At 61.2% G+C, this 12,823-nt stretch carries 10 protein-coding genes; 6 read left to right on the forward strand and 4 right to left on the reverse strand.

Translation table 11 applies throughout. The annotated features are described in order from the left end of the window. Positions 1–3 precede the first annotated feature (3 nt). The 4 genes from AC1MEM_RS05910 to AC1MEM_RS05925 all read left to right on the forward strand — a co-directional run bounded on the left by AC1MEM_RS05910 (position 4) and on the right by AC1MEM_RS05925 (position 4,789). Positions 4–1,194 (forward strand): 5-(carboxyamino)imidazole ribonucleotide synthase, encoded by a 1,191-nt coding sequence (locus AC1MEM_RS05910; protein WP_499475944.1) that lies wholly within the window; start codon positions 4–6, stop codon positions 1,192–1,194. A gap of 5 nt (positions 1,195–1,199) precedes the next feature. Continuing rightward, positions 1,200–2,222 carry an L-threonylcarbamoyladenylate synthase gene (locus tag AC1MEM_RS05915; RefSeq protein WP_499477581.1) on the forward strand — a complete coding sequence of 341 codons (1,023 nt, stop codon included), beginning with the start codon at positions 1,200–1,202 and terminating at the stop codon, positions 2,220–2,222. Between the two features lie 436 nt (positions 2,223–2,658). Then, entirely contained in the window at positions 2,659–4,029 is a 1,371-nt protein-coding gene (locus AC1MEM_RS05920; protein WP_499475946.1) for an SGNH/GDSL hydrolase family protein, read from the forward strand. Between the two features lie 76 nt (positions 4,030–4,105). Beyond that, on the forward strand, positions 4,106–4,789 hold the full coding sequence (locus AC1MEM_RS05925) for an OmpW/AlkL family protein (protein WP_499475947.1): 684 nt from the start codon (positions 4,106–4,108) through the stop codon (positions 4,787–4,789). A 190-nt stretch (positions 4,790–4,979) separates the two neighbouring features. Here the strand turns inward: AC1MEM_RS05925 and AC1MEM_RS05930 are convergent, their stop codons facing one another. The 3 genes from AC1MEM_RS05930 to AC1MEM_RS05940 all read right to left on the reverse strand — a co-directional run bounded on the left by AC1MEM_RS05930 (position 4,980) and on the right by AC1MEM_RS05940 (position 9,103). Further along, the gene (locus tag AC1MEM_RS05930) at positions 4,980–7,091 is read right to left on the reverse strand and encodes a putative bifunctional diguanylate cyclase/phosphodiesterase (RefSeq protein WP_499475948.1); all 2,112 of its coding nucleotides are present in this window, start codon (positions 7,089–7,091) and stop codon (positions 4,980–4,982) included. Between the two features lie 175 nt (positions 7,092–7,266). Beyond that, a complete protein-coding gene (locus tag AC1MEM_RS05935) occupies positions 7,267–8,460 on the reverse strand; it encodes an acyl-CoA dehydrogenase (protein ID WP_499475950.1) in 1,194 nt (397 codons plus the stop codon). Between the two features lie 127 nt (positions 8,461–8,587). Further along, positions 8,588–9,103, reverse strand: a complete 516-nt coding sequence (locus AC1MEM_RS05940; RefSeq protein ID WP_499475951.1) for a flavin reductase family protein — start codon at positions 9,101–9,103, stop codon at positions 8,588–8,590. 704 nt (positions 9,104–9,807) lie between these two features. On the opposite strand from AC1MEM_RS05940, the gene AC1MEM_RS05945 reads away from it, so the two are divergent. Further along, entirely contained in the window at positions 9,808–10,557 is a 750-nt protein-coding gene (locus AC1MEM_RS05945) for a LuxR family transcriptional regulator (RefSeq protein ID WP_499477583.1), read from the forward strand. Between the two features lie 283 nt (positions 10,558–10,840). Here the strand turns inward: AC1MEM_RS05945 and AC1MEM_RS05950 are convergent, their stop codons facing one another. Continuing rightward, complete coding sequence (locus AC1MEM_RS05950; RefSeq protein WP_499475953.1) at positions 10,841–11,656, reverse strand: hypothetical protein; 816 nt, start codon at positions 11,654–11,656, stop codon at positions 10,841–10,843. Between the two features lie 488 nt (positions 11,657–12,144). On the opposite strand from AC1MEM_RS05950, the gene msrA reads away from it, so the two are divergent. Further along, entirely contained in the window at positions 12,145–12,702 is a 558-nt protein-coding gene (gene msrA, locus AC1MEM_RS05955) for a peptide-methionine (S)-S-oxide reductase MsrA (protein ID WP_499475954.1), read from the forward strand. Positions 12,703–12,823: the final 121 nt, after the last annotated feature.

Below are 12,823 nucleotides of genomic sequence, written 5' to 3' on the forward strand. Positions count from 1 at the left end.
TCCATGAGTAATCCGCAGTATCCCGCTTTCCTCCCGAGCGCCCATCCCCCGACCTGGCTCGGCGTGATGGGCGGCGGCCAGCTCGGCCGCATGTTCGCCCACGCCGCCCAGGCGATGGGCTACAAGGTGGCCGTGCTCGAGCCGGCCGAAGACTGCCCCGCCGGGCAAGTGGCCGAGCGCCTGATCAATGCGGCCTACACCGACAGCATTGCCCTGGGCCAGTTGTCGGCCTTGTGCGCCGCCGTCACGACCGAGTTCGAAAACGTGCCGGCCGACAGCATGAACTTGCTGGCGCATGGCAGTTTCGTCGCGCCTGCAGGCAGTTGCGTCTCGATTGCCCAGGACCGGGTGCTGGAGAAACGTTTCTTTGTCGATTGCGCGGCGCGCTCCGGCGTGATGCCGGCGCCGCACAAGGTGATTGCCACGAGCGAGGACATCGACGACGTCAAGGACGAGCTGCTGCCCGGCATCCTGAAAACCGTGCGCATGGGTTATGACGGCAAGGGGCAGGTGCGCGTCAACACCCGCGAGGACGTGCGCGCGGCGTTTGAATCGATGCAGGGCGTGACTTGCCTGCTCGAGAAAATGCTGCCGCTGGCCTACGAGGTGTCGGTGCTGACGGCGCGCGGTGCGGATGGCGAATCGGTCGTCTATCCGATCGCCGAGAACGTGCACCGCGACGGTATCCTGTTCACTACCACCGTGCCCGGGCCGAACGTCACGCCCGAGTGCGCAAAGCGGGCCCAGGATGCGGCGCGTGCCATCGTTGCCGAGCTCGGTTATGTCGGCGTGCTGTGCATCGAGTTCTTCGTGTTGACGGACGGCTCGCTGGTCGTCAACGAGATGGCGCCACGCCCGCACAACAGCGGGCACTACACGATCGACGCCTGCGTCACCAGCCAGTTCGCGCAGCAGGTGCGGGCGATGGCACGGCTGCCGCTGGGCGACGTGCGCCAGCATTCGCCGGCCGTGATGCTCAACATTCTGGGCGACGTCTGGTTCGATGGTGACACCATGCGTGAACCCGCCTGGGACCGCGTGCTGGCGCTGCCGGGCGCCTTTTTGCACCTGTACGGCAAGGACGATCCGCGCCGCGGGAGAAAAATGGGCCACGTGAGCTTCGTCGCGCCAACGCTCGAATCGGCGCAGGAACAATTGCTTGCTGCCTGCGCCATCCTGGGAATCGCGCCGTGAGCGAGATGGAATTCGATCCGGCCGCCATCGCGACGGCCGCGCGTGCGCTGGAGGCGGGGCAACTCGTCGCCTTTCCGACCGAGACCGTCTACGGCCTCGGGGCGGATGCCGAAAATCCGGCCGCGGTCGCCGCCATCTACGCCGCCAAGGGCCGGCCGCAAGACCACCCCGTGATCGTGCACCTGGCGCCGGAAGCGGACATGGCGCACTGGGCCTGTGAGATTCCGCCGGAAGCGCATGCACTGGCCGGGGCTTTCTGGCCCGGTCCGCTGACGATGATTTTGAAGCGCGCGCCGAACATTCCGGATGCGGTCAGCGGCGGCCAGGATACGGTCGGGCTGCGTTGCCCCTCGCATCCGGTGGCGATCGCGCTGTTGCGTGCGTTTAAAGGCGGGCAGGGAGGCATCGCGGCGCCTTCGGCGAATAAATTCGGCCACGTCAGCCCGACGCTGGCCCAGCACGTGCGCGACGAATTCGGCGCCGACGGCACAGTGGCCATGGTGCTCGATGGCGGCGCCTCGCAGGTGGGCATCGAGTCGACCATCGTCGACCTGTCGCGCCTGGCGACGCACGGGCCGGTGCTGCTGCGTCCGGGGCATGTGAGCGCGGAGGCAATTGCCGCCGTGATCGACCTGGTGCCAGGCGCGCCCGATGTGGCGGCACCGCGCGCCTCGGGCACGCTGGAGTCGCATTACGCGCCGCACACGCCGGTGGCGATGCAGGACACGGCGACGCTGGCGCAGACGCTGGCGCGCATGGTCGATGGCGGACGCAAGGCTGCGCTCATTCACTATTCGGATTTGCCGGCCGCGCACGCCGCTATCCGCCTGCCGGCCACGCCGGAAGGCTTCGCGCATGCCCTGTACGCGGCGCTGCGCGCAATGGACGGGCAGGGCGCCGACCTGATCCTGGTCGAGGCGCCGCCGCAAGACGGCGCCTGGCTCGGCGTCAACGACCGCCTGCGCCGCGCGGCGCATGGGTCGACCGGCATCGTGCATGGTTTATTGAACCGCGACGCGGGAGTGTAAGACCCGTAGGGTGCGCCTCGGCGGCCCCGCGGTCTCCCGCCCACGCGTTCAAGCGGCGCTAGCGCGGCCGCGACATCGTTCCATCGTTGTTCGATACCCCGGTCGTAGAGAGCGGCGTGTCCCGTATCACCACGACACCTCGGCGCATGCCATGGCTCACCGCGTGGGCGGGACTGCGGGACCACCCAGGCCCACCCTACAGGTTTACCCCACCGTTGCATTTCCGTCTCCTGTTACCTTTGGAGATATTACCTCCAGAAATGCTTGTTATAATCGCCAAACCTTGCCAGGCCTTCCGCCCGTGTGGTCTTTGGTTGACACCATGACAAGCAATATTCCTATACAAGCGGAAAGAACACTGGCATATTAGTTTGAGACACGAATAGCACGCTCGTTCGTTTCAAAGAAAAATATCTCATTCCTTTTAGGAGACACAATGCGTCAAATGAATTTCGCGCTCGCGCTGCTGACTGCAGCTGCGCTGGCTGCATGCGGCGGCACCGGTAGCAGTGGTGGCGATCAAACGCACAAGGTCGCGTTCACCCAGCAGGTAACGTTCGGCGACAGCCTGTCCGACGTCGGCACCTACAACGTTGGCGCAATCGCCGCCGCCGGCGGCGGCAAGTTCACCATCAATGGCAACAACACTTCCACCAACCCGGCGCTGACGGGCAAGAACTGGACCGAAGTGCTGGCCGCCGAACTGAACCTGCCGGCGCCATGCGCCGCCCAGACCGGCCTGAACGGTGCTGACAACGCCAGCCCGGCGGCCGACTTCAAGGTCGCCGTCGTCAACAACCTCAACTGCTTCAACTACGCACAGGGCGGCGCCCGCGTGAGCGATCCGACCGGCCCTGGCAACGCCGCCGTCAAACCGGAACTGGGTGAGCTGACCGTGCCGGTGAAGACGCAGATCGCGAACCACCTGGCCAACCCGAAAGTCAACGGCAAGTTCAGCGGCACCGAGCTGGTGACGGTGATGGCCGGCGGTAACGACGTCCTGATGCTGCTGGGCGGGCTGAACAATGCCGCGACGGCAGCGGGTAACGCGGAAGGCCAGAAAGCCTTTGCGACCTCGCTGGTTACCCAGCTGGCAGCTGGCGCCCCCGACCCCGCCGCCGCGGCAGGGGCAATCGGCCGGGCAGTCGCGATCGAGGCGGCCCGTGCCGGCAGCACGCCGACCACCATCGTCCAGGCCGCCGTCGGCGCCGCCTACGCGGCGGGCAATACCGCGGCAGCCTCGCCGGCCGTGTATGGCCCAATGGTGGCAACGGCCCAGGCCGCGGCGGGAACCGCGGGTACCGCCGCCGGCCTCCAGTTCGCTGCGACCGAAGGTCCAAAGCTGGTTGGCGTGATGGCCGGGTACGGTGCCGAACTGGCCAAGCTGGTCAAGGAGGAGATCGTTGCCAAGGGCGCCAACTACGTCGTCGTCAACAACCTGCCTGACGTTGCCAGCACCCCGTCCGGCAAGGCACAGTCCGCGTCGACCCAGAAGCTGATCGGCGCGATGGTCGATGCCTTCAACGCACAGCTGAAGGCCGGCCTCGGCAACGATCCGAAAATTGCCTACGTCGACCTGTTCTCGGTCAGCCACGATCAGGTGATCAACCCGGCCATCTACGGCCTGACCAACACCACGCAGAAGGCCTGCACGACCGAATCGTCGCTGACCTGCACCATCAAGACCCTGTCGGCGCCGGACGTGAGCCACTACATGTTCGCCGACGACATCCACCCGACTCCGTACGAGTACTGGCTGGTCACGCGCTATGTCTTGAAAGACATGGCTGTCAAAGGCTGGCTGTAATCATTAAAGAAAAAGCCCAGTTGCACGGCCTGTGTGCAGGCGCGTGCAACTGGTCGTAAAAAAGAACTCAGGAGAAATGATGAAAGTACGTTTCAATAGCGTCGCCAAGACGCTGGTCGCCGCCGCCGCGCTGGCGTGCGCCGGGAGTGCCTCGGCCCAGTCGGCTGGCCAGTGGACCGCCAAATTCGGCTTCAACCAGCTGACCCCGAAAGTCGAGAGCGGCGATATCACCGCGCCGGCCCTGCCGTTCACCAAGGCCGACGTCAAGAGCGACATCCAGCCGGTGATCGTCGTTGCCTACGGCATCACCGACAACATCTCGGTCGAAGGCGCGCTCGGCACGCCATACAAGCACAAGATCATCGGCGCGGGCTCGATCGCCGGCACCGGCGAGCTGGGCACGGTCGAGGCGCTGCCGCCGACCCTGTTCGCGCAGTACCGCTTCTTTGCCCCGACCGCGACCTTCCGTCCGTTCGTCGGCATCGGCGCGACCTACGCCTACTTCATGAAGGCAACCGGTTCGGGCAAGCTGACGGCGCTCACCAATCCGGGCGGCCCGCCGACGACCTTCGACATCGACAACAAGTTCACCTACACGGCCCAGCTCGGCGTGGCGATGAACTTCAACGAGCGCTGGTTCGCCGACGTGACCGTCAACAAGAGCCGCGTGCGCACCGACGTGCACTTCTCGACCGGCCAGGACCAGCACATGAAGCTGGACCCGGTCGCCGTGGTGCTGGCGGTTGGCTACAAGTTTTAATTAGCGGCTAGTACGGCGCAACAGTAGAACCGGCGGGGCGCCAGCCCGGCCGGTTTTTTTTTATGCATTCGATGGGGAGTGCGGGTGGGGTGTGGGTGTTGCCTGTTCGGTTATCGGTACTTTGAAATCCGCGTGGGCATGCAGGCCACTAACGCCACAGGCAACAGCGCATCAACCGTCGCGCACGGTCCTAATGCAGGATCGACGCGTAGGCGGCGAAATGCTCGCCGCTCAGGGCGCGTTCGTATAAAAAACCCTGGTAGACGAAGCAGCCCGCCTGCGACAGCCATTCGCGCTGGCCTTGCGTTTCGACGCCCTCGGCGATCACCTGCAAACCGAGGCTGTCGCCCAGCGCGATGATCGAGCGTACGATCGAGGCGTCGTTGCTGTCGGTCAGCACGTCGCGCATGAAGGAATAATCGATTTTCAGCTGGTCCAGCGGCAGCTTGCGCAGGTAGGCCAGCGACGAGTAGCCGGTGCCGAAGTCGTCCAGCGAGAAGGTGATGCCCAGGCGCCGCAGCGTTTCCATCGTCTCCACGGTGTGCACGAAATCGGTGACCACCAGGGTTTCGGTCAGCTCGAATTTCAGGCCATGCGGATCGACGCCGGTGGCGGCCAGGATTTCCTGGGTCATGGCGACGAAATCCGGCTCGACGAACTGGCGCGCGCTGACGTTCACCGACAGCGACAGGTGCCTGGTTGCGGGATTCCGCTGCCAGGCCGCCAGTTCCAGGCAGGCCGTGCCCAGCACCCAGCGCCCGATATCGACGATCAGGCTGGTCTCCTCGGCCTGCTTGATGAATTCGGTGGGGTACAGGATCTCGCCGTTCGGCTGGCGCCAGCGCAGGAGCGCCTCGGCGCCGATCACGCGGCTGTCGCCATCGAGTTGCGGCTGGTAGTTCAGCATGAATTCGTGGTTGCGCAGCGCGCGCCGCAGGCCGCTTTCCAGTTCCGAGCGCGCGGTCCATTTTGCCTGCATCTCGGGGTCGAAGAAGCGGAAGGTGTTGCGCCCGGCGGCCTTGGCCTGGTACATCGCCGTGTCGGCCTGCTTCAGGGTCGACTCCAGCGTGTCGGTGGCGCCGTTGATCATCGTCACGCCGATGCTGGTCGATACCGAATACATGAAGTCGGCGAGCTGGAAGGGCGCGCGCATCGCGGCGACGACCTTGGCGGCCACCGTTTCGGCCTGGTGCGCGGCCGCTTCAAGCGCTTCTTCCTCGGGCTGGACCAGGATCACGAATTCGTCGCCGCCCAGGCGCGCCACCATGTCGGCTTCGCGCACGCTGTGCTCGAGGCGCCGGGCGACCGCCTGCAGCAGCATGTCGCCGGCCGCGTGGCCGTGGGTATCGTTGAGCGTTTTAAAATTGTCGAGGTCGAGGAACATCAGGGCCCCGAGCTTGCGCGAGCGCGCGCTCCCCAGCAGGGCGCGGCGCAGGTGGTCGTGCAGGCTGGCGCGGTTCGGCAACTCGGTGAGCGCGTCGAAATACGCGAGGCGGTGGATGCGTGCTTCGTTGCTCTTGCGCTCGCTGATGTCGGTGCTGATCACCAGGATCTTTTGCGGCACGCCGGAGGCCGGATCGGCCGGCACGACGGTCCAGCGCGTGTCGGCGTGGAAGGGGCTGCCGTCGCGCCGGTGCTGGTGCAATTCTCCCACCCATTCGCCTTCGTCGAGCGCGGTCATGTAGGCTTCGCTATAGGCCGCGTGGTCCTCGCACAGCAGGTCGGACATGCGCTGGCCCTCGGCTTCCTTCGCTTCCCAGCCGTAGAGTCGTTCGGCGCCCTTGTTCCAGTAGGTGATGCGCGAACTCATGTCCATCACGAAGATCGCGTCGCGCGCCTTGTCCAGCAGCGAGGCCTGCTCCAGCGCCAGCATGTCGGCGCGCCGCAGCACCGTGATGTCGGCCATGAAACCTTCGAGCGCTTCGACCTTGCCCTCTTCGTCGAACACGGCCGATCCCTGTTCCCAGGCCCAGCGCAGTTTGCCGGCGGCGGTCGTGATCCGGTAGCTCAGCTGGAAGGGGCGGCGTTCGCGGATCGCCGCATTCGTGTCGTCGGCGACCTTGGCGCGGTCGTCGGGATGGATCAGGCTGGCGTACGACATCGCGTCGTCGCCGGTGAAGGCCGAGGCGGGATAGCCGGTCAGCTTTTCGATCCCCGCGGAGAGAAAAACCATGGTCCAGCTGCTGTCGTTCAGGCAGCGATACACGACCCCTGGCAAATTGCTCAGCAATAAATCGAGCGACAGGGCCGAGGCGTCCTGGGATCGCAAATTCGTCGAGACTGGGTGGCCAGATGAGTGCATGTTCCGCGCGTTTGAGGTAGGTGGAACACCAGCAGAGACTTGCTTGATTTAAAACAGATGGTAACGCGAAACTTATGCCAATTCGTTATTGTTGCACTACTTTATTTCATATGTTGTCAGATGTGTACGGCGATTGCCGCCGTGTCGACAGCGTCTCGACGCGGCGGCCCGAAGCTCAGAACGCCGCAATACCTGTCTGCGCCCGGCCCAGGATCAGCGCGTGGATGTCGTGCGTACCTTCATAGGTGTTCACGACTTCCAGGTTGACCATGTGGCGGATGATGCCGAATTCGTCCGAGATGCCGTTACCGCCCAGCATGTCGCGCGCGGTGCGGGCGATGTCCAGCGACTTGCCGCAGGAATTGCGCTTCATCATCGAGGTGATTTCGACGGCGGCCGTGCCCTCGTCCTTCATGCGGCCCAGGCGCAGGCAGCCCTGCAAACCCAGCGTGATTTCGGTCTGCATGTCGGCCAGTTTTTTCTGCACCAGCTGGTTCGCGGCCAGCGGTTTGCCGAACTGTTGACGGTCCAGCGTGTACTGGCGCGCCGTGTGCCAGCAAGCCTCTGCCGCACCCAGCGCACCCCAGGCGATGCCGTAGCGGGCCGAGTTCAGGCAAGTAAACGGACCTTTCAGGCCACGCACGTCCGGGAAGGCGTTTTCTTCCGGACAGAACACATTGTCCATCACGATCTCGCCCGTGACCGAAGCGCGCAGGCCGAACTTGCCGTGAATCGCCGGCGCCGACAAACCTTTCCAGTCCTTCTCGAGCACGAAGCCGCGGATCGCGCCTTCGTCGTCCTTGGCCCAGACCACGAAGACGTCGGCCACCGGCGAATTGGTGATCCACATTTTGCTGCCGGTGAGGGAATAGCCGCCGTCGACCTTGCGCGCGCGCGTCACCATCGAACCCGGGTCGGAGCCGTGGTTTGGCTCGGTCAGGCCGAAGCAGCCGATCCATTCGCCGGTGGCCAGCTTCGGCAGGTATTTCTGCTTCGTCTCTTCGTTGCCGAACTCGTAGATCGGCACCATCACCAACGACGACTGCACACTCATCATCGAGCGGTAGCCGGAGTCGACACGCTCGACTTCACGCGCGATCAGCCCGTAGGCGACGTAGTTCAGGCCTGGCCCGCCGTACTGTTCGGGAATCGTCGGGCCCAGCAGGCCCAGCTCTCCCATTTCGCGGAAGATGGAATTGTCCATGCGCTCGTGGCGGAAGGCCTCGAGGATGCGCGGCTGCAGCTTGTCCTGGCAGTAGGCGCCGGCGGCGTCGCGGATCATGCGCTCGTCGTCGGTGAGCTGGCTGTTGAGCAGCAGCGGATCGTCCCAGTGGAAGGCGGCTTTGCGTGGCGAATCGGAAGGCTTCATGGAGGTCCTGGTCTCGGTCGGTTCTTGTCGAAAGGCGCAGCGTATTGAAGGCGCCGCGCCGGGGCCAGGCCATTATAAAAAGGAGATGCCAGGCACTCTTTTCAAACTGCGACAGCCATTTTCATATTTACTGTCCGGCCGGACCAGTACTGCCAAAACGTCCGCCATGAAACAGCAAGCCCGCCTGCGGCTGCACATTGCAATCCTCGACTTCGCCGACAAAGATCACGTGGTCGCCTTCCGGATAGCGGCTGCGGTTGTGGCATTCGAACCAGGCGGCGACGCCTTTCAGGATCGGCAGGCCGGTGCGCGAGAGTTCGTAGTCGACACCTTCGAAAGGATTGTCGGTGCGGCGCGAAAAGCGTAGCGCCAGGTCTTCCTGGCCGGCCGCGAGCACGTTGATGACGTAATGCGAGTTGCCGCTGAAGACGGGCATGCTGTTGGCACGCGCGCCGAGGCTCCACAGCACGAGCGGCGGATCGAGCGAGACGGAATTGAACGAACTGGCGGTCAGGCCGCGGAAGCTGCCGTCGGCGAGGCGCGTCGTGATCACGGTCACGCCGGTGGCGAATTGCGACAGCGCCTGGCGAAAATGCGCCGAGTCGAAACCGCGCTCGGCGGCGCGGGGGGAGCGTGTGTTCATTGGTACCTTGGAAAGTTGCACGCACATTATGCCACCGCCGACTGCAGGGCGGCGCTTGGCGCCCTCGCATGTGCCGCGGCGGGCGCACGATCTTCCCGCCTGCATCCCTGCATGAGATCCCGCTGTCGTTCCTGCCGGACGCCTGGCTTGCGCTGGCGCCGGAGATCGGGACAGGAGCGAGGCATGCGGCCGCCACCTGGCACGGGGAGTCTTCCTGTTTGCGGAATTCATATGGCTTCTTGAATTCCTATATCAAACTTTTGCATAGACCCCGGGGTGTGCCAAAACAATGAGGTGGGATTTATTCCGCCTGCAAAAGAAGGCCGTCGCAAGAGGTCGACATAATAAATCAGGAGTCAAATTTGACGTTAATTAAACGAAGAACGAAGGTGAGCAAAGGTTGCTTTGGAGATTGACGCTGATGTTATTCATAGTATAATTAAGAAAATAACAAGGGCTGTCCGCCTTGACTGCGGCGATGATCAAGCCGTCAAAATGCATCGCTTTTTTCGTGGTTGTGGCTTCGCATCCACTATATCTTCTTGCCCACGCTGCTACTGTCCACTTCGATGAAGAACCAGGAAGAATGATGGCGAGAGGTATATCCGAGCGGATGGCGAACGGAATTTCTTGAGAAATTTAATACATCGGATAGAAAAATAACAATTAAATCATTGTTGTAATGCGGTATTGAGAGAGGCGTGATGGAGATCCTGGAAAAATTATTGGCGGCAGACTCGAAAGATAAAATCATGAGCGTTCTCGCAGAGCGCTGCCACGAATTGGAATTCGATCACTTTATATACACGCCGTTAATTGCTGCGGGAAGGTCGGAAAGAGTATTCAAAGACGAGTCAAAAGTATTCGACGCTGAAGCTCTTATTGCTCAAAACACGCTTTTTACCTATCCCGATGCATGGGCGCGCCGCTATCAAGAAGCGCAACATCTACAAAACGACCCGATCATCGGACATATTTCCAGGAGTATGCTGCCGATATTTTGGGACGATGCCAGTCGCGCCGATCCAAAAAATATCGTTCTTGGTGAAGCGAAAGAGCATGGGCTCGGATACGGCGTGACGGTGTCGCTTTATGGTCACGGGGGACAACGCGCCGTCCTTAGCTTTGCGAGAGGCAATGAACCTCGAGATTCGCCGACACGGAAGGCAACCACGGCTGGCTTGGCCCAGCTAACGGCCAGTTATGTTCACGAAGCGCTTTGGAAGCTCGGAGACAATAAAAATAAGGTCCTGCTTGCACCACTTTCTGTTCGTGAAAAAGACTGCCTGCAGTGGGCCGCAGCGGGGAAAACATCCTGGGAAATTGCTCAAATATTGAAGATTTCGGAACGAACAGTCATTTTTCACCTGACTAATGCAGCCAGAAAGCTCTGCGCTACGAACCGCCGCCAGGCTGTTGTCCGGGCTTTGACCCTCCGACTCATCAATCCATAACCTGCAAGTTGTTATCGTAGCCGGCTCGCCAAAGGCATAAGCCTGGAGCGGCATTGGGCGTGTACCTTAAATAGAGTCAACACTTCCCCGGAGCGGCATTCTGTTACGGGACGGGGCATTGACAATAAAAAAGCCCCCGAAGGGGCGAATGCCGGTCACGTAAGCGACGCCCTTGCCACGTTCACGCGTTTTTCGTTGGCAGCCGCATCAAGGTAGGGTGGGCACGCCCACGCGTTACGACCACATGCTCTGCGTACGGCTGTGGCAAACAGCGCTAGCTCCATCAGCGTTGAATCGCAACCATGTAGTGTAGATAATTTGCATCATTAAAAGCATTAGCACTCGTCTGGATGACGATGGCGTACTTGCTGACACCGTTGCTGTTGAAGCGGAAGGCGCGGCCAGCGTAATGGCCTTTGTTTTTTGCATCGGCGGTGTTAATCAAAGCACCGGAATATTTCTCCGGGTTCAGCAGGTTGAATACTTCGTTTTTCGGGAACGTGTAATTTGCGGCGGACAACAACAGCGAACCATCAGCATTGAAGGTCAGGGTTTGTCCGGCAGCCTGTTTGATGATTCCGCAATCAATCAGGTCAAATGTTTTGCCATTCAGTTCATCGATTGCGCCGTCTTTCAGGCGCGTCAGTGAGCTCGAAACAAACACATGAGTGGCCTGATTATCGGTCTGGGCAGCCGCATTACAACCCATCAGGATATTTCCATTCAGGCGATAAGCACCTGAGGCGAACGGACCAGTCCAGGTAGCGCTTGCATAACCATCTTTAGTAGAAACAACTTCAGTTCCACCAAGAACCGGGAACTTGATCGAACCTTGTTTGCTTGTTGCATCGAAAGTGGCAGTCGCGCTCAGCGTAGTGGTAGCAAAACCCGCATCGCCCATCGCAGTATTGGTTGATTGATACTGAGTATATTGGATGGTACCGGTCGCTTCAGCAGATGGCGTTGTCGAACCCGTGCCTGGCGTAGTTGGTTGAGCAACCGGATCGGAGCCGCCATCACTACCGCCGCCACATGCGGTCAGGCCCGCGCAAATTGCGGCAACATAAAAATATCGCGTGAATTTTTTAGATTTGGCCATCACTGCTTTCCGTCCAGAGTTGAAATGGAAAAAATAATAACATGATCCGAAGTTCAGGATAACTGTAAGTTCTTACATTCCCGCATGTTTTAAAAATGGTTTGCCAATGGAGGATAAGGATCCAATAAAAATCTCCTGATGAATTGTTAGGTCGTGCTTTTATATTTCAGGATAAGTTTTGCTTGCCTATAGGCTGCCGCCAGACGGAAACAGTACAAATTCCCCCCGGATTTTCAAATCTGTCCTCCTGGTGCACGCGGTCATCCAAGCTTGTTTGCTTCGTTCTCCTACGGGCTGACGCATAGGCTGCGAACAAGAGCAGAATCGATTCTTTGTCCATCCAATCAGGTTATATTGTGTTCCTGGGCGAGGTGGGCTGAGAGGCGTTCGTCTTTCTTCATGCCGTTACCGCGCGAGAATTTTTCCCGTCAGCATCATGAAGATCGTATGCTGCTTTGGAAAAATCAGAGAACTTTTTGAGGAGAAAAATGGAAGCAGTACCCAACGAAAACAAGGGCTTACGTACGGAGACGGCTGTCATTGGCGGCGGGTGTTTCTGGTGCCTCGAAGCGGTGTACCTCGAGGTGCGCGGCGTGACGCGCGTCGAGTCGGGCTACATGGGCGGACACGTCGTGAACCCGACCTACGAACAGGTGTGCGGCGCCGGCACTGGCCACGCCGAGGTGGTGCGGCTCGAATTCGACCCGAGCGTCATCAGCTACCGCGACCTCCTGCAGATTTTCTTTACCATCCACGATCCGACCACGCCCGACCGCCAGGGCAATGACGTCGGACCGCAATACCGGTCGGTGGTCTTTTTCGAGAACGCCGCGCAAGAGGCGATTGCGCACCAGGTGATCGCGGAAATGGCCTCCGTCTGGGATGCGCCGATCGTGACGCAGTTGCTGCCGAGCGAGACCTGGTACAAGGCCGAGGAGTATCACCAGAATTACTATGCGCAGCATCCGATGCAGGGGTATTGCGCATTCGTGGTGGCGCCGAAGGTGGCGAAGTTCCGGAAGACGTTTACGCACTGGATGAAATAATCCGACGCGCTTGCGTTCGTGTGGGCACGGGGCGCCCACCCTACGAAAAACGGTGTCGCGACGGTGCAGGCGTGCGTTGAACGCGTGGGCGGCGCACCGGCCGCGTCGATGCGGCCGCCCG

The organism is Telluria sp. AIW5 (genome assembly GCF_056680575.1).

What these genes read in the sequence shown, in the direction of transcription:
- AC1MEM_RS05910 (WP_499475944.1), top strand. Translation starts at nt 4, where the DNA reads ATGAGTAATCCGCAGTATCCCGCTTTCCTCCCGAGCGCCCATCCCCCG.
- AC1MEM_RS05915 (WP_499477581.1), top strand. Translation starts at nt 1,200, where the DNA reads ATGGAATTCGATCCGGCCGCCATCGCGACGGCCGCGCGTGCGCTGGAG.
- AC1MEM_RS05920 (WP_499475946.1), top strand. Translation starts at nt 2,659, where the DNA reads ATGCGTCAAATGAATTTCGCGCTCGCGCTGCTGACTGCAGCTGCGCTG.
- AC1MEM_RS05925 (WP_499475947.1), top strand. Translation starts at nt 4,106, where the DNA reads ATGATGAAAGTACGTTTCAATAGCGTCGCCAAGACGCTGGTCGCCGCC.
- AC1MEM_RS05930 (WP_499475948.1), bottom strand. Translation starts at nt 7,091, where the DNA reads ATGCACTCATCTGGCCACCCAGTCTCGACGAATTTGCGATCCCAGGAC.
- AC1MEM_RS05935 (WP_499475950.1), bottom strand. Translation starts at nt 8,460, where the DNA reads ATGAAGCCTTCCGATTCGCCACGCAAAGCCGCCTTCCACTGGGACGAT.
- AC1MEM_RS05940 (WP_499475951.1), bottom strand. Translation starts at nt 9,103, where the DNA reads ATGAACACACGCTCCCCCCGCGCCGCCGAGCGCGGTTTCGACTCGGCG.
- AC1MEM_RS05945 (WP_499477583.1), top strand. Translation starts at nt 9,808, where the DNA reads ATGGAGATCCTGGAAAAATTATTGGCGGCAGACTCGAAAGATAAAATC.
- AC1MEM_RS05950 (WP_499475953.1), bottom strand. Translation starts at nt 11,656, where the DNA reads ATGGCCAAATCTAAAAAATTCACGCGATATTTTTATGTTGCCGCAATT.
- msrA (WP_499475954.1), top strand. Translation starts at nt 12,145, where the DNA reads ATGGAAGCAGTACCCAACGAAAACAAGGGCTTACGTACGGAGACGGCT.